The sequence below is a fragment of the Candidatus Pristimantibacillus lignocellulolyticus genome, assembly GCA_023639215.1.
GTDB lineage: Bacteria > Bacillota > Bacilli > Paenibacillales > Paenibacillaceae > Pristimantibacillus > Pristimantibacillus lignocellulolyticus.
In genome coordinates, this window is sequence record CP097899.1 from 3,968,402 (window position 1) to 3,986,390 (window position 17,989).

A 17,989-nucleotide genomic window follows, 5' to 3' on the forward strand; every position below is an offset into this window, starting at 1 on the left:
ACTGCGTGTCGAACTTTTTGGAGTGGGAAGTTGATTTGCTACAACGCTTAATGGAATTACGTGTAAGTTTTGTAGATTCTATTGTGAAATTCATTAACTTTACTGGAGAAGTGACGTTCTTCACGATTTTACTACCAATCATCTACTGGTTAGTATCCAAAAGAGTAGGTTTCCAGCTAGCGATCGTTCTTTTTGTTAGCTATTATGTAAATGTATTTATGAAAGATTTATTTCAATACTTAAGACCTTTTCAGTTGCATGCAGATCGCATTAAATCTTTAGTAGAACAAGGTGGTTACTCATTCCCAAGTGGTCATTCACAGCATAGTTTTGCAGTATGGGCTTTTTTAGCATCCGTTATTCGCAAAAAATTATTTACTGTTTTTACAATTATTGTGATCATTGCAGTAGGTTTTGCTAGACTTTACTCTGGAGTACATTTTCCCAAGGATGTATTGTTCGGATGGTTTCTGGGAGCAGTTATTGTAATCATAACGTCACTTGTCATTCGTAATCAATTACTCAGTACAATTACTAATCGGATATGGATAGCGATTGCCATTATCATTCCGATTGTTTTGCTACCTCTTTATCATGGAATAACTAATGGCAGATTAGATCAAGAAGGCGCTTATCAAGCATGTGGATTATTAGCATTCACAATTCTTGGTTATGTGTGGGAAAGAGAGAAAGTTAATTTCGTAATTTCCAAGTCAATAGTACATAAAGTAATCGCTTGTGTAATTGGCTTATTTGGTGTGATCTTAATAAAAGAAGGATTCAAGTTGTTTTTACCTGAAGAATCTATTGCTGACTTTATCAGATATGGAATAATAGGATTATGGACAATTGCTATAGCACCGTGGGTGTTTGTGAAGTTACGTTTAGCAACTACAAAAGGATAGGTTAGCTCAATTTTACAATGAGTATATCGAGAAGCTTCTTTTTAGGAATGAAAAGTATGTATAAGCAATGTTTATTGAACGAGCACTCACCCTAGGTTATTAAAAAAGAATAAATTATTAATAGGATACCTACCTCTATGTTGAGGGCGAGTATCCTATTTTTCTGTACTGTGTAGTTAATCGTGTCAGGTTTATTGTTGTAATCGAATAAAAAGAACAGTTTTTTTCATAGTTATCAATACTGCAACAGCAATAATAATCTTAACGAAATCGAAAATTAAGTAGGGGTAGCACGCCATCTTCATAGCCGTTACAAAACTAACATCTAGTACATTAATAAACCAAGGTATACCAAATATATAAGGCATAACAAGTCCGAATAGAGTAAATACCACCGAGAAATAGGTGACTAACCGCAGTTTTGAAGGTTTGTTAGAATCAAAATTTAACACGAAATGAGTTAGATGGCTTATAATAAGTGCACCAAACGGGAAATAGAAGATGAAACCACCAGTAGATCCTAATATATACGTAAGTCCACTTTCACCGCCGAACACAGGTAGTCCGATTAATGCTAGTATTATGACAATAAAAATACTAATAAATGCTGCTTGTGGTTTTAAGTAGACACCTGCCAAAATGACCCCAAGAGTTTGTAATGTAAATGGTACTGGAGAAAAAGGTAGCTTTATTTGAGTCAGAGTAAAAATAATAAATAACGCACTGAATAATGGGGTGTATATGAGAGAATGAAACCAATTAACTTTCATAAAAGTCCACCTTTCTCAATATTATTCACAAAAATGGGTAATGGAAAATAGTTTACTATAGCTCAATATTATTAATTATTACTTGTTGATTGAAGTTGTTCGGTTAATGTAGCTATCCAATCATGATTCTGATCTGCTAAGAGTACGTTCCATCCAATCGTTTGTGCAACGGCAATATTATTTGAACTGTCGTCTACGAACCAGATGGATGATACATCTGTAAATTGTTCATGAAGCAGCTGAAACCACTTAGGATTGGGTTTGCTAAGTCGTACTTGATCTGAGACATGGATGCTTTTTATATAGGGTAGATAAGGTGCTAGCAGAGGTTGGAGCCAGTCGTTAAGGTGATTGCTCATTATATAGATATCTGCTAGTTTAGACCATCGCTCGAGGTAGTCAAGAGCTGGTAATGGTTGTAAAGCTTGAGTTATTAGCCGACGTTGATCACTAACTGAAAGTTGAACACCATATGATGCTAACCATTGCCAAAACTGCTTCTCCGTACATTGCCCTGTCCAAAGCTGCTTACTAATCTCTTGTTTATAGGAAGCGTACATCGTATCGATAGACGTATTGGACAAATCAGCTAAGTCTTGCCATAGTCGCGGCGTAAGATTAGTTGCTAATACACCCCCAACATCTAACACTAATATATTTCTCATTTTTCTTGTTCTTCTCCTTTAAGTGAAAGTTCGCTATGCTTCGTTAGCACATTTATCGTTATTAAAGCGTCTTTTTTGAAATCTACATAAAGCGACCACGGTATTACAACCAACGCGCTAAATGCAAGTATACTTCCAAATAAAAATCCACTATCAATTCCAAAGTTATCATTGAGAATACCAGCAATGAGAGGGCCAGAGAACATACCTACCGAGTAAAGTGCCTGATATAGACCCATTGCTGTTGCTCTAACATTACTTTCCACTTTATAAATAGCAAAAGAAAGTAATAATGGTAGATGTAGTCCTTGAGCGAAACCATTCAATAGTTGTGTAAAGTACATCGCAGGCAGTGAATCGACAAACATTAACGCTAACGTACAAAGACCACTAATGAAAAAGCTGATTGCAAATGTACCACGATGATGTAGCTTTTGCATGATCGGATATGCAACTCTAGCTGCAATGGCGTGTGGTATCATAAAACAAGCGATTAATATGGTAAGTTGTGTCCCTGTTGCACCGAGTTCAATCGCTTTAAGTGGTGTGAACCCAAACATTGTAATGAATAGTACTCCATGCGCAAGAACTGACAGGAGAGAGGCAAACAAGACACGATGTGAACTTAGAACTGACCCGATTAGTTTGAAGGACATCCCTTTTTGATCACTCGTTGGACTCTTCTCGTATAATAGAAATGAGAGTACCAATCCAATTGCACCTATCACTGCACCAACGATAAAGGTCATACGATACTGATACACATCGGAGATCCATCCTGATGCCATCATTCCGATAAATTGACCGAGTACAGTATATAAGCTAATTTGTCCCATTGCTTTAGGCATCTCATGTTGTTCGAAGTTATTAGCATACATAATCGTGAATGCTACCCAAGTAGATGCACAAATTCCTGCGACAGCACGACCGAGCAATGGGAAAATCCAAAGATCAGGTACAAGAAATAGTAGACAACTACAGACGCTGCACAACATACCAAGTACAATAAAGAGTTTTCTCTTCTGCAGATGATCCGATAAAATGCCAAGTGGAAAACGGAATAATAATTGGATTAATCCATAGGTAGCTAATACAACGCCAATAAATTGTAAGGAATATTTCAAATTGGATAAATATGGTGTTAAAATAGGAACATAGATGTACATTGAGATCCAGAAAAACAAGGTTACGAATAAGAAGATAACAGATTGAATCTTGCTGGATTGTAATTTGCTCATGAGAAATCCCTCCTTACAATAATGTAATAGAAGAAAATCACTTTGTCACATTATTATTTTGCAGGGGTTGGCCTATGTTTGTTCGTCTATTGTATGTGAACGTGTTGAAAGGAGTCTATACGTGTATTTGATTTGCAACAAATCTATTAATCGTGACGTTAGTAATGTGTGGAGACTGATCTGAAATGTAGGTAGATACTTGTAAGTACAATAATTAATAGTGTAAATAATTAACTTGGTTAATTAATGGAAGGGGATAAATTGTGATAAACGTTAAAAACCAGAAAATAATGCTATATGTACTCATTATGCTTGTACCTCTATGGTTGTTGTCGATAACAAGCTCATCATTAGTATATGGTTCAACAGTAGAAAACAAGGTGACCAAAAGTATACATATTGGAGCTAAAGTTGGTTACGATGGACAGTATCGAGTTAATACTCCTACACCGGTATTTGTTACTTTAAAGAACAACTTTGACCGAGATGTTAAAGGAGAACTAGTATTTAATATTAGTACTGCTCAAGGGAATACAGTTTCACATGTTGTTCCCGTTGAAATTGTAAGTGGCAGTGAGATCCAATTGACGATGAATGTTGATGGTAATTTTGGTTCAAAGTTAAACTCTTTCCAGTTCTATGAAGGAACTATGGAAAAAGGAAATCAACTAGATGTAACAGGTGATATTAATGTAGTAGGAAAAAGTGTTGCATCATCCGCAGTCGTAGGAATTATATCTTCTGATCCGGATACATTGAATTTTTTATTGTTACTAAGAGGACAAGGCTATGATCTTACAACTGTAATTATGGAAGAGGATTTTGTTGCTGATTCTGCGGATTATTTAGACATGTTCAATGTCTTAGTGCTTAATGATGTCATAACAAGTACATGGTCAGAGCAGAAAGTAGATGCGCTTACGGAATGGGTTGCGAAAGGTGGAACATTATTAGTTGGTGGTGGTGCCAACTACGGGCAAACGATGAAAGCTATTGAAGACATCTTACCTGTCAATGGTCAAAGTACTACGATTTTAGAAGATACTTCGGTCATTACACAATATGCTCTTTCAGAAAACCCACTTGACCCTATTCAAATTATACAAGGATCATTAACTCAAGGTGAGTCGCTGATAACTAGTAATAATAACCCAATTGTTGCTCGAAATACGGTTGGTAAAGGTACTGTGATCTATACAGCATTTGATCTGAGTTTAAAACCATTTTCGGTATGGGAAGGTAGGACATCTTTTATTCAAACGTTGCTTTCAGATAGTATCGTTCCAACAGCAGTATCGGGTGGTTACTATAATGAAGATCCAAATTGGATACTGCAGCAAGCTGCTCAATATTTCCCAAGACTTGAAGCACCACCTGTTATGTTATTGATGTTAGTTTTTGCTATCTATGTAGTTCTTATTGCACCAATTCTATATGTCATATTGAAACGTGTAGATAAACGTGAATGGTCGTGGTGGATCATTCCAGCGAGTGCGGTGCTGACAACTTTAATTGTTGTTTACTTGGGTGCGATGAACAAAACAGAAAATTATGTGCATAGTGTTGATATTGTTGAGCAAACAGGAGATACCACAATCGTTAGAGGAATAGGATCGGTGTTTCTTGCCAGTAACAAAGATCTCTCGATTGATGTTCCTAGCATTCAATATGTAACGTTATCTCCTAACAATTACAACGGTAATGGTAATGCTAACCCGCTAAAAAGAGATAAAGAATATGTCATTCGATATGATGGCGATCACAAAGAACTACAGTGGAATAATAATAAATATTGGACAACACGCAGTTTCTTGAAATCACCTATTGTATTTGATGAGGGTGAAATTAATAAAATCGACGTTTCTATCGAAAAACGTAATGATCAAATGATACTTGTTATTGAGAACAATACTGGAGTAAATCTATCTCATCTATCATTTATTAATGGAGGAAATGTAGAAGTAATTGGTGAACTAGCTAAGGGTGAAAGTACAGAACTACAATTAACTTCACCACTACAATATACAACTGTTAATACATATAGATACTCCTATGGTGGTCAAATTTTCTCTCAATCTTCGAACGCTTGGGAAGAGTATCCTCGTGAAACTGCATTAATTGATAATGGGACAACGATCGGTGATTCAATTAAATTAGTAGCATTTAGCTACAGTGATAATTCTATCTATCAAGTTAATAATAAAAAAGTAAAAACAGACCAATTAACGTTGTGGAATGTTAATCTTTTAGATCTTATTCTTGAGCAAATGCCTGATTCCCATCTAGTGGAACCTGTTGTTACGACCGAAGATAATGCAAATCTTCAGATGCAAAGTGACAATACTTTCTACTTACACAACGGTGCTATTTTGCTAACTTATCCACTGAATGGAACAATGTCAGCTGATGCTATTGGTTCATTCCAACCAGTGTTTGAACAGTATTACTTTAATGATTTTAATATGGCATTATTTAACGAGACGACGCAAGCATGGGATAAATATTCTGGTGAACCATCGTTTAAACTTGCAGATTACGTGAATGACAAAAAGGCTTTAGTCCTTAAAATGGAATCAATTAATGGTGGAGAGGGTGTTATTCCAACACTGCTTGTGGAAGGGGGATCACAATAATGAATATAGAACAAGAACAACCACAATTGATGATCGAGATTAAAGGGCTTAGTAAATCTTTCGGTAACTTTCAAGCGTTGAAAGGAATCGATCTGTCGATTAAGAAAGGTACTGTTTTCGGTTTTGTTGGCCCGAACGGTGCAGGTAAATCAACAACAATGTCGATACTAGCTACGTTAATGATTCCAACTTCAGGTTATGCAAAAGTGGATGGAATTGATGTTACCGAACATCCGCATCTTGTTCGGCGAAAAATAGGCTATATGCCTGACTTTTTCGGAGTATATGATCAATTGAAAACAGATGAGTACTTACATTTCTATGGTGCGAGTTACGGGTTAACAAAACCGGAACGTGATGTACTTATTCCTCAGTTACTGGAACTTGTCAATTTATCAGATAAACGTGAAGCGTATGTTGATTCATTGTCTCGTGGGATGAAGCAAAGACTTTGTTTGGCACGAAGCTTAGTTCATGATCCTGAATTGCTAATACTAGATGAACCTGCTTCTGGTTTAGATCCACGTGCTCGTATTGAAATGCGTGAAATATTGAAAGAATTGAAAAGTATGGGTAAAACGATTATTATTTCTTCTCATATTTTGCCTGAGTTAGCGGAAATGGTAGATGAGATTGGTGTTATCGAGCATGGGGAAATGATTGCAGTTGGTAACATTAGCAATATCCAGCAGCAGTTAATGGCAAAACGTCTTATAACGATCAAGCTAGTTAACGGTCAAGAACAGCTGAAAGCATTTTTGAGTGATCATGCATTAGTGCAAGGTATGTTTATAGATGGTGCGTCTGTTCAAGTTCAATTTTCCGGAAATGATGATGAACAAGCGACTTTATTGCGCTCAATTATTGAAGCGGGATATCCCGTTGTCGCTTTCCAAGAAGCACAGACTGATTTGGAAGACATATTCTTAGCAATTACGAGAGGAGGAGGAGCTGAACAATGAGTAACATATTAGCCAATATGAAGCAGTTGTTTATTAATCCAGTCCTTGATAAAGAATATCGCTTAAGAATGCGCTCTGCCAAATCGATGTGGACGATATTAAGCTATCTGTTAGCGATTGGTTTGTTTGCTACAGCAACCTTCTTTATTGTCGGCATCGAATCGAATGGAGCAGGTATATATACGAATGAATTTAATGATATTTTATTTATCGTGATGAGTTTTGCTCAGCTCGGATTAATTGCATTTATGGCACCAGGGTTAACAGCTGGCGTAATAAGTGGAGAACGGGAGAAACAGACGCTTAATTTGCTCCTTACAACACAGCAAAGTTCATCATCCATTATTATTAGTAAATTAATATCTAGTTTAAGTTTTATGTTTCTAATCGTGTTTAGTACATTGCCGATCTATGGCATCGTATTTTTGTATGGTGGAGTATCTCCTTCACAACTACTAGCTGTTTTTGGATTCTTCCTCTTCAATATGCTCATATTCGGAGGGTTTGGTATCTTATTCTCAACATTGTTTAAACGCACGATGTTAGCTGTTATTGTGACGTATGGCGTTGTATTATTTATGTTCGCAGGCACAGCCGTCATATTTTTGATCTGTTTCACCGCACTACAAGACTATATTTATAGTGGTACACCAACTCCAGCATCTGTTGAATGGATTATTCATATTCTTGCATTCAATCCGGCATGTGCATTACTTAGCATATTTGAACCGGAAATGTTTAAGGAAATAATAAACGCAACAAGTACTACACAAAAAGGGTTTTTCGATTATGTACCAATGTGGTTAGAGTATATGTTGATTTATACTGTTATCTTGGTTGTTTGCCTGTGGCAGGCGATTAGAAAGCTGAGACCTACTAGAAGAAGTTCAAAAAGCGGACTTTGATAACGATGAGTATGCTAACGTAGCATACTCGACATCGAATATGAAGCGAACTTGGGAAGTCCGGGTCGCGTGTACCAATAACGTACACTGGCGCTTCCTCCTTCCGCTAGTAGCGCTCCATCTTCTCGATTCTGAACGCCCGCTTTTTGAACCTTCATTGTAATTTGAACCAACATTAGAATAGAACTTCAAAAAACGGACTGCGATAACGAAGATGGACTTTGTAATGGGTTCGGCATTAAATATGCCTCCCATCGAAAACCTGCTTTAATAATGAATATGAAGCGAACAAGAATTGAAAATGCAAGAAATGGAGTCTGCTTAGGGGCTCCATTTCTGTTACTACGTATAGAGGGGAGTGAAGAAATGACTACACTTATTACATTGTTGAAAAGGATTCAAGCGAGATGGAATAAAGTGTTTCTAACTGCCTTACTCGTGAAAGGAATTGTACTAGGCAGCATCATTCCAATTTTGTTGCTAATGGTAAGTCGATTCGTTCCATTTTTATATAATGAATGGATTGCTATTGGATTATGGCTAATTAGTATTATTGTCATCCTTGCGATGAAATGGCGCAATCGAAGTGATGTGAAAAATGTTGCTAGACTAGTAGATGTGGCATTAGGTGAGGATGCTGTTATTACAGCTTTGGAACTGGAAAACACAGAGCAACCAAATCTATTTCAATCAATGATTTTAGAGCAAGCAACAATTGCAACTACGCAATATGAGAAAGATCTAAAGATAAGACTACCAATGTCGTATGGTTGGAATGTTCGTAAATGGATTTCATTAATGTCATTAACTATCGTAGTTCTATTATTATTAACTATACTTCCAAATGTGCAAAATGTTAAAGCTAAGCAAATAGTTGAAAATAAGAAAGTAATAGAACAAGTAGAAGAGCAGATTGCTGATATGAAAGAAACAGTAGAACAATCTGAGATAGATGAATCGACGAAAGAGGAATTGTTAGCTTCGCTCGATGAACTACTAAGTAAGCTTGATCTGAAGGAAGGTTTAACTTTAGAGAACGCTGACGAATTAGCAGAATCATTGGAAGAGTTAGAGCAACTCAAGCAAGAGTCGCTAGAGAAGAAGCAACAATTAGATCAACTTAAACAAGCATTAGCAAATAATTCTCAATTAGAAGAGTTTCAGAAAGCATTCAATGAAAGTCTAAATAAACCTCAAGGTCAGCGTGAGGAAGGTTTGAAACAAGCGATGCAACGTTTAGATAGTGAAACTGCAAAAGCGTTAGCAGAAGCGATGGCACAATTGTCGGAGCAGAATAATGAGCTTGCACAGCAGATGCAACAACTAGCTGAACAAGCGCAAAATGGAGAACTAAGTGAGCAGGCAATGAATGATCTAAGTGAACAATTATCTGAGCAGCTTTCCGCTGAACAAATTGCTGCATTAGCATCTCAACTAAGTGGGCAAATGCAACAAGGTATGGGTGCTCTAAGTGAGAATATTGGCTCATCTAATCAAGCGTTAAGTGATCAATTAGCTAATGCAATCGCACAAAATAATGCGGGTTCTCAAGGTCAACCCCCTTCTGGTAATAACCAAGGTCAAGGCCAAGGACAAGGACAGGGTCAAGGACAAGGACAAGGACAAGGACAAGGACAAGGCCAAGGACAGGGACAGGGTCAAGGACAGGGACAGGGTCAAGGACAGGGACAGGGTCAAGGACAAGGACAAGGACAGGGTCAAGGCCAAGGACAAGGACAAGGAAGTGGTACTGGTGGAGGTGCTGGAACGGGTTCCGGTAATCATTCGACAATAACTACACCGCGTAAATTTGCTGGATCAAGTGAGCCGAGCATAGATGGAGGTCCTACAACTGGAGGAGAAATTATTTCCGGGGGAACAGCTCCTACGATTGAAGGATCACAAGGTGATTATTCTGAAGTATTCCGTGAATATGAGACAGAAGCGAAAGATTCTTTAACACGCACTACATTACCTGATCATGTACAGAGCAAAGTGAAACAGTACTTTGACGCGATCCAACCCAATTAGTTGTAAAGGAAGTCCAAAAAGCGGACTTTGATAACGATGATCATGCTATCGAAGCTTATTCGACATCGAAGATGTCCCCCATCGAAAGCCTAGCATAAGCTTCCGAGGCATGTTTCTTGCAGAAACATTGTAGGTGCTCACGTACCAATAACGTACGCTGTGCTACTCCTTTCCGCTGTGGGCCATTTTCTCGGCTTGCGAAAGCCCACTTTTTGAACCTATATTGGAAGAGGAAGTTCAATGAAAAGTAAGCATAAGCTTTCGAAGCGACTTTTCATTTGCGAAGTAGTGTATCAAGAGTTTCAATGAAAAGTTTTAGGAGGGATTTATTTGGAAGCGAAACAGCAAATAGATGAGGCAATGAAGCAGATTACGCAGCTACAAGAGGAGATCGGAAAAGTTATAGTAGGACAGAAGCAGGTTGTCGAGCAGTTAATATGGTGTGTTATTGCCGGAGGACATGCACTACTAGAAGGTATTCCTGGACTTGGAAAAACAATGCTAGTTCGCACACTTTCCGATGTGCTATCGCTTCAATTTTCTCGTATACAATTTACGCCTGATCTAATGCCAGCTGATATTACAGGGACAACATTAATAGATTTTGGATCGCAAGGAATTACGTCACAACGATTCGGAAAAGGTCCGATATTCGGAAATTTAGTTCTTGCTGATGAGATTAACCGTGCAACACCAAAGACACAAAGTGCGCTGCTCGAAGCGATGCAAGAAGGTACTGTTACTGCTGGTGGAGAGAGTTACGCTTTACCTAAGCCATTTTTTGTACTAGCTACTCAAAATCCAATTGAGCAGGAAGGTACGTATCCACTACCCGAAGCACAATTAGATCGTTTTTTATTGAAGATTGGAATTGAATATCCGAATCGTGATGAATTGAAAGAAATCGTACGTAGAACAACAGGGGCGAAAACACCAGAAGCACAAGTTGTGATGTCAGGCGAACAACTACAAGCATTGCAAGCTCTTGCTAAGCAGGTTGTTATATCAGAGGAAATGCTGGATGCGGCAGTTAGTATAACCATGCGTACACATCGACATGAAGAAGATGCACCGCAAGAAGTGAAGCAATTCGTAAGATATGGAGCGGGACCACGTGCTTTGCAATCTTTAGTTTCAATTAGTAGAGTAAGGGCACTATCGCAAGGTCGAGCGCATGTTTCATGGAATGATCTTATCGCGGTTGCTGCTCCAGTGCTGCGACATCGTATTGGACTTAGTTATGAGGCACAGGCACAAGGGATGCTGGGAGATCATGTTGTTGCGAGTGTTATTGCATCGTTGGAAAAGGATAGAAGGTAGTTCAAAAAGCGGGCTTTGATAACGATGTAACGCGCTGTAGTTTATTCGACATCGAATATGAAGTGAACTTGGAAAATATAGCATAAGCTTCCGAAGTATGTTTCTTGCAGAAACATTATAGGTTCGCGTGTACCAAACACGTACACTTGCGCTTCCGCCTTTCTCAAGTAGCACTCCATCTTCTCGGCTTGCGAAAGCCCGCTTTTTGAACCTTCATTGGAAATCTCGTGCTGAACATTGGCCGCTCGTGTACTCGTACCGTACACGTTGCTGGGTATTGTTATAATGACTTTGATAACGATGATTATGCTGACGGAGCTTAGTCGACATCGAATATGAACGAACTTGGAAAGTTGTTGTAAGAGAGGGTGGCAATCATGTCGAGTGACTTACAGTCAAATGATATATATAGTAGTCAACAAATAGATGCGATGCAATTGCTGCAATTATTGTTCCCCGATCAGAGTTGGTTATCTAAGCTTGATGGGATGATGATTCGTTCAAATTCTCGTGTCAAAGGAATGTTGGCAGGGAAGCGTAGATCTAGTCAGCTTGGTAGTTCACTTGAATTTGCAGATTACAGACCTTATGTAAGTGGCGATGATGTGCGTAGAATTGATTGGAATTTATACGGTAGAACGTCAAAAGCATATATTCGTCAATATTGGGACGAGCAAGAACGATCGTTTAGCCTATATGTAGATAGCTCGAAATCAATGAGTAGTTTTGGTCGTGGAGATACGAACAAGTGGCTTTTCGCACTCAGATTTGCTGCTAGTGTTGGATACTTGTCTTTAATATGTGAAGATCGTGTTCAAATTAATTTATTCAATGAGAAGGAAATTGTTGATGCTGTACCATCTTTGTATGGTAAACATGCTAAATTCACGTTATTCAAACACCTAGGACAACTCATTCATCATTATCGTAATGAAGATGGACAATCTTTTGCTGATATTGCAGGAAGAACTCGAGATGGGTTATTAGTAGACAATAACACATCTACTTCTGACTTAGATATGCAAGTAGAGTGGAGCGATATGATGCGTGCGTTTCAATCCGGGGTTGCATTACCTCGGCGTGCCGGAGTAACTTGGCTATTCAGTGATGGCTTATATGATGAAGGATTAGAAAATTTACTTAATCAATTGCAAGCAAGAGGTCAAGAAGTCGTTTTCGTTCATATTCTTCATGCTGAAGAATGGAACCCGCAATTAGAAGGTGAATTAAAACTTATAGATATCGAAACGAATAGAAAAACGGAAGTCGCAATAACGCCAGCGATTTTAGCTAAATATGAGCAAGGGGTAGCTCAATTTCAGCGATCTATAAAACAACGTTGTGAAACTCGTGGCATCGCCTATTACTCCATGAATAGTGGTTTACCATTTACGGAACAATTTATTGGATTATTGAGCAGTGGTGAATCAATCATCTATAAGTAGCTGAAAGAAAAGTTTTAAGGAGGTGGATCGGCTTGCAATGGCTTTCTGCAACATCAGCTTGGTTTGGCATTTCTTTACTTGTTATCGTTGCGATGTATATATTCAAAAAAAGTTATCAACCGCGGATGATATCAAGTCATATATTATGGCGCCGAGCATTACAAGAACAAGAAGCGAATAAACCATGGCAAAAGCTTAAGAAACGCCTTTTATTATGGCTGCAATTGTTGGTAGCAATATGTATCGTCTTTGCGCTAATGGAACCTGTGATCGAGAAGTTGATTGCAAAGGATGAACATGTGATTGTCGTACTTGATCGTTCAGCGAGTATGGCTGCTATGACGACAGCAACTGGGGAGAGCTATTTCCAATTAGCAAAAGATAAAATGATAGAATGGTTAAAAACAGAATTAGCTGGTAGTCCAATTACGCTTATCGTTAATGGTGATTATCCAGAAATCATAACAAGTAGAGAAGTACAAGTTGACAAAGTTATTAATGCCGTTAATGACTTACAACCTTATTATGGTGTATCTGATGATGAGACTACACTATCGTTAGCAAGAGCATTAGTTTCGGAAGAAGAACAACAAGTGATTAGTCTTTATGTAGATCAAAGTTTTAAAGCAACTTCGATAGAAGATAAGAAAAATCAATCGAATACTAGTAGAGAATATTGGAACATTATCGGAGATGACGAGGTTCATAGCAATGTGAATATTCGAAGTTTTACGATTAACTCTGAAGATGCCATTGAGGCAGAAGGATTTGTCACGATTGCACATCCTCAAGGCTTGCAACAACAATTGACAGTATTGGTTACAGCTTACGATCACAACGATAAAGTCATCTCAACTGTAGAAAAGAATCAAGTAACAAGTTCAGGGCAATATACGACAGTTGAGCTTAATAAACTTCCTATTAGTTATTATTACAAGGCAGAAGTTAAGGCTATGGATGGAGATCATAACCTTAGTGACAATATTATGTTTCAAGTGCTAGCTGAAGAATCTGAGTATGATGTTCTGCTCGTATCTGAAGGAAATCTATTTCTCGAAAAAGCGCTACAGCTTATGAACGCCGACCTTACAAAGCTTTCTCCGAGTAGTGAGCCTCCTACTGATTCAAAGGATAATTCATATCATTTAATTATAGTAGATGGCGACTACGATCGGTTACAGCTTGATTCAGCATGGAGTAGTTACATGGCGAAATATCCATTGTGGATCATCGATCATCCGAAGAAAGCGGGCGCTAGCTCAGTAGCTCCTTCTTCACAAGAAGTTATTGTTACTGATCATGAAGTTACCCAGTATATTACTTTCCAAGACACCTATATTTCGCAAATGAGAAAGTTAACGAATACTGAATTGAATTTTGGAACTGTCGTACTGAAATATGGAGATTGGCCAGCTATTGTAGCTGGATATGAGATGCAAAAACCAAGATTAAGATTTACATTCTCATTGCAGGACACGGATCTACCATTACGTGCAGAGTTTCCAATTTTAATGATGCAATCACTTCAATATATGGTGAAAGGTACGTCTGAACAGTTGGGGAGTTTTCTAGTTGGTAGTGAACCTGCTATTACACTATCTACCAATACGGCAAGTAGCTACTGGCAATCAATGAGTGATACTAGTAGCAAAGGCACAGAAAAAAGCAATACGATGAGCTATGATCAACCTATATTGACTCCTTCTGTTCCGGGGGTATATCAGTTAATCGAGTTAGATAGAAACGATGAGCGGGTACAATCGAGAGTTGCAGTCGTTCACGCGGAGTTGTCCGAGTATTCTTATTCAATGAATAATCAACTTTCGGAGTTATCTCAAGAGCAATTACAAGTAAGTGATGCAGGAAAAGGGCAAGGTTTGCAAAGTATAATACCTTGGCTAGCAATGCTTATGATGTGTTGTCTTGTGTTGGAATGGGAGGTGTACCGTCGTGGGCTTTAACGTAGATCAGCCATGGTGGTTATTATTACTTCTGCTTATTCCATTGTATATATGGTATATGATAAGATACACGACTCGCCTAGTAGGTATGCGTAAAATTTCAGCGATTACGATTCGCTCCTTCATCATATTACTTATCATTTGTTTAATTGCAGGAATCATGCCCTATAGTAGCAGTGATCGTAAAAACATCGTTTTTGCAGTCGATCGTTCTGCTTCAATTAGTAATAATGATACCGCAATTAATGTTGTTAATAACGCAATTTCTGCTGGAGATGAGAAGAGCTATCAAGCGATTTTATCATTTGGTAATGGAATAGCGATTGATCGGACGATATCACCACTACAAGGACTAGCACAGTTCCGTACAACTGTAGCTGAAGATGGAACTATAATATCTAATGCATTGCGACAAGCAAGCGGGATGTTAAGTCAGCAAGGTGGTGGGCGAATTGTTCTAATAAGCGATGGTATTGAGACGAATGGTGATATGCTTCGTGAAGCACAATTACTTCGATCGATGGATATCGCTGTTGATGTTGTCATGCTTGCCTCCGAGCAAGAACAAGATGTTGCGATATCTGAATTTAAAGTGCCCGGTCAATTGAAAGCGGGAGAGAAGTATCAATTATCTATCTCTCTTGAAAGCACTACAGCAACCAGTGCAGTATTGTATATCTATGAAGATGATGAATTGATGAATCAATATGATGTTTCACTGATGCAAGGTGAGAATACGTTTCTACTAGATCAACTTGCTACAGAGCCTGGTTTGCACCAGTACCGTGCTGTAGTTCAAGCTGCAAGTGATCATGAGCCAATTAACAATACAGCATATGGACTGAGTAGAGTTGACGGACCTGCTGGTGTATTAATCGTTGAAGGTAAAAAAGGCAGTTCAACCAATATTGAAAATGCTTTAGCTTCATCGTATATTGGCTATCGAACGATCGTAGCTGAAGAGTTAAGTTATGAATTAGCGGAATATGTTCAGTATGATAGCATTATTTTCAATAATGTAAGTGCTGTGGATTTACCGCAAATTAAAATGGACAACATTGAAACCGCTGTACGAAATTATGGTGTCGGTTTTCTGATGCTCGGAGGTAGTAATAGCTATGGTTTGGGTGGATACTTCGATACACCAATAGAGCGAATTTTACCGGTAGATATGGAGTTAACCGGGAAGCGACAATTACCAAAGTTAGGTCTGATTCTAGTTATCGATCATTCAGGAAGTATGGGTGGCGATAAACTCGAATTAGCGAAAGAGGCAGCGATACGTACCGTTGAATTGCTTCGTCCTGAAGATACAGTAGGTGTTATTGCATTTGATGACCGACCAACTTGGGTCGTCTCCCCAACGAAAGTAAGCAATAAGGATGAGATTATATCATCGATTAGCGCGATTAATGCCGCGGGTGGAACGAGTATTTATCCTGCCCTAAAGTCCGCTTATGAAGAAATGTTGACTCTTAATAGTGAGCGCAAACATATTATTTTGCTTACTGATGGTCAGTCTGGCACGAACGATAATTATAAGCAATTAACAGACGATATGCTTGCGAATATGATGACAATGTCTTCTGTCGCAGTAGGTAGTGATTCCGATACGAGATTATTGGAAAGCTTAGCGACTGATGCCGGAGGTCGTTATTATTATACCGAAGATCAATCTACTCTTCCTGCTATTTTCAGTAGAGAGACTGCGTTAATGACTCGCTCATATATCGTTGATAAAACTTTTGATCCTATCATTGGTTATGCTGGTGCTTGGAGTCAACTTTGGAAGAGTGGTGTTCCGGAAGTAGATGCTTACGTTGCAACAAGTGCGAAGGATTTGGCTGAAGTATCACTTTACACGCATATGGAAGATCCGCTTCTTGCTAGATGGAATGTCGGAGCAGGGAAAACCGTCGCATTTACAACTGATGTGAATGGGGAATGGGCTAGTTCATGGATTAATTGGACGGAGTTCCCTAAAGTATTTGTTGAATGGGTGAAGTGGACGTATCCACAATTTGTGTCTTCCCCATATACGATCGATGGTAGTCATAGTGATCAATTATTGATTACTGGACATGATGGATTGTCTCGCGGTGATCTAGGGATGGTAGTCAGGGATGGAGAAAGTGAACAAGTGTATCCACTCATTCCTGTCAGTAATGGTCAGTATGAAGTAGATACAGGCGCTCTAAAAAGTGGTGTCTACTTTACGCAAATTGGTAAGCTTACATCTGTTGATGGCACTAATACCATTCAAAATGGTGTGACAACAGGATTTGTTGTCCCTTACTCAGCTGAATATCAATTGAATATGGATTCCACTGTTGGAGTAGAATCTATGACTGCATTAGCTGAGCTTACAGGTGGGCGTGTGATAGAACTGGATAAAGCTGATGAACTTTTCCAATTTGCACCGACACAAGTAAAGCAGATTATTGATTGGACTAAAATACTTCTGATCATCATTCTCTTATTATGGTTAGTTGATATAGGGAATCGTCGTTTATCATTGCCTTGGAAATTGTGGTTGAATCGCGGAGTAGCTCTCGTTAAGGTGCAACGCAAGCCTCATTCCATGCCGCAACAAGCCGAGAATGAGACGATGTCACGACTAGCCAAGCGGAAAAACTCTAAAGAGCAATGGTACGCAAGCATGAACGGCAATGGACAACCTCAACAATCCCGCAGAAATAATAATGAGAATTCTAATCAGCAACAAGTAGCTGATTCTAGTGAGAACCGTAATTTTACTCATGAGGTTTCGACTGATACACATAATGTTACAAAGTCATCGACTGCTAAAACAACACGGAAAAGCAGTGGAGATGATACTGTGTATGTTCGTGATGATAAAAAACATACGAAGCAGTCTGATACATCGACTAGTTTGAACAAAGTTACCAATAGCAATCCTGCAGATCAAAGGAATTATGTAGCAAATAACAATCAAGCAGCACAAAATAATCATGTAGACCAAAATAATAAAGAGCAATCAAGAACGGATCATATGAATCGATTATTAGCTGCGAAAAATCGTAAGAAGTAATCAAAAGATTGGTCAGCATGGAAAACATCTTACAGCATACAAAAGATTGGACATCAACGCTTCTCTTATGTAAAATTTGATTATAAGCTAATATAGTCTTGA

The 17,989-nt window shown here is 38.5% G+C and carries 12 protein-coding genes; 9 read left to right on the forward strand and 3 right to left on the reverse strand.

Annotation, left to right across the window (positions count from 1 at the left end):
- The first annotated feature begins 5 nt into the window (after positions 1–5).
- Entirely contained in the window at positions 6–905 is a 900-nt protein-coding gene (locus NAG76_16940; protein URN93505.1) for a phosphatase PAP2 family protein, read from the forward strand.
- A 191-nt stretch (positions 906–1,096) separates the two neighbouring features.
- On the opposite strand, the gene NAG76_16945 is transcribed toward NAG76_16940, so the two are convergent.
- From NAG76_16945 to NAG76_16955, 3 genes are all read right to left on the reverse strand, one after another.
- On the reverse strand, positions 1,097–1,675 hold the full coding sequence (locus tag NAG76_16945; GenBank protein URN93506.1) for a biotin transporter BioY: 579 nt from the start codon (positions 1,673–1,675) through the stop codon (positions 1,097–1,099).
- A 71-nt stretch (positions 1,676–1,746) separates the two neighbouring features.
- Positions 1,747–2,340, reverse strand: coding sequence for a haloacid dehalogenase (locus NAG76_16950; GenBank protein ID URN93507.1), 594 nt, complete (start codon positions 2,338–2,340; stop codon positions 1,747–1,749).
- Complete coding sequence (locus NAG76_16955; protein ID URN93508.1) at positions 2,337–3,578, reverse strand: MFS transporter; 1,242 nt, start codon at positions 3,576–3,578, stop codon at positions 2,337–2,339. Before NAG76_16955 ends, NAG76_16950 begins: the two co-directional genes overlap by 4 nt.
- 263 nt (positions 3,579–3,841) lie before the next feature.
- Here NAG76_16955 and NAG76_16960 point away from each other — a divergent pair, with 263 nt between their 5' ends.
- The 8 genes from NAG76_16960 to NAG76_16995 all read left to right on the forward strand — a co-directional run bounded on the left by NAG76_16960 (position 3,842) and on the right by NAG76_16995 (position 17,887).
- Positions 3,842–6,211 (forward strand): hypothetical protein, encoded by a 2,370-nt coding sequence (locus NAG76_16960; protein ID URN93509.1) that lies wholly within the window; start codon positions 3,842–3,844, stop codon positions 6,209–6,211.
- A 29-nt stretch (positions 6,212–6,240) separates the two neighbouring features.
- Complete coding sequence (locus NAG76_16965) at positions 6,241–7,173, forward strand: ABC transporter ATP-binding protein (GenBank protein ID URN96868.1); 933 nt, start codon at positions 6,241–6,243, stop codon at positions 7,171–7,173.
- Positions 7,170–8,078 (forward strand): ABC transporter permease subunit, encoded by a 909-nt coding sequence (locus tag NAG76_16970; GenBank protein URN93510.1) that lies wholly within the window; start codon positions 7,170–7,172, stop codon positions 8,076–8,078. The genes NAG76_16965 and NAG76_16970 overlap by 4 nt, the downstream gene beginning before the upstream one ends.
- A 366-nt stretch (positions 8,079–8,444) precedes the next feature.
- Positions 8,445–10,109 carry a hypothetical protein gene (locus NAG76_16975; protein ID URN93511.1) on the forward strand — a complete coding sequence of 555 codons (1,665 nt, stop codon included), beginning with the start codon at positions 8,445–8,447 and terminating at the stop codon, positions 10,107–10,109.
- A 360-nt stretch (positions 10,110–10,469) separates the two neighbouring features.
- A complete protein-coding gene (locus NAG76_16980) occupies positions 10,470–11,429 on the forward strand; it encodes an AAA family ATPase (GenBank protein URN96869.1) in 960 nt (319 codons plus the stop codon).
- Positions 11,430–11,806: 377 nt separating this feature from the next.
- Positions 11,807–12,874, forward strand: coding sequence for a DUF58 domain-containing protein (locus NAG76_16985; GenBank protein URN93512.1), 1,068 nt, complete (start codon positions 11,807–11,809; stop codon positions 12,872–12,874).
- 32 nt (positions 12,875–12,906) lie between these two features.
- Positions 12,907–14,835 (forward strand): VWA domain-containing protein, encoded by a 1,929-nt coding sequence (locus NAG76_16990; GenBank protein URN93513.1) that lies wholly within the window; start codon positions 12,907–12,909, stop codon positions 14,833–14,835.
- Complete coding sequence (locus NAG76_16995) at positions 14,825–17,887, forward strand: VWA domain-containing protein (GenBank protein URN93514.1); 3,063 nt, start codon at positions 14,825–14,827, stop codon at positions 17,885–17,887. The genes NAG76_16990 and NAG76_16995 overlap by 11 nt, the downstream gene beginning before the upstream one ends.
- Positions 17,888–17,989: the final 102 nt, after the last annotated feature.

Bases quoted from the DNA above. Each gene is read 5' to 3' on its own strand.
- NAG76_16945 (URN93506.1), bottom strand. From the start codon at position 1,675: ATGAAAGTTAATTGGTTTCATTCTCTCATATACACCCCATTATTCAGT.
- NAG76_16950 (URN93507.1), bottom strand. From the start codon at position 2,340: ATGAGAAATATATTAGTGTTAGATGTTGGGGGTGTATTAGCAACTAAT.
- NAG76_16955 (URN93508.1), bottom strand. From the start codon at position 3,578: ATGAGCAAATTACAATCCAGCAAGATTCAATCTGTTATCTTCTTATTC.
- NAG76_16965 (URN96868.1), top strand. From the start codon at position 6,241: ATGATCGAGATTAAAGGGCTTAGTAAATCTTTCGGTAACTTTCAAGCG.
- NAG76_16970 (URN93510.1), top strand. From the start codon at position 7,170: ATGAGTAACATATTAGCCAATATGAAGCAGTTGTTTATTAATCCAGTC.
- NAG76_16975 (URN93511.1), top strand. From the start codon at position 8,445: ATGACTACACTTATTACATTGTTGAAAAGGATTCAAGCGAGATGGAAT.
- NAG76_16980 (URN96869.1), top strand. From the start codon at position 10,470: ATGAAGCAGATTACGCAGCTACAAGAGGAGATCGGAAAAGTTATAGTA.
- NAG76_16985 (URN93512.1), top strand. From the start codon at position 11,807: ATGTCGAGTGACTTACAGTCAAATGATATATATAGTAGTCAACAAATA.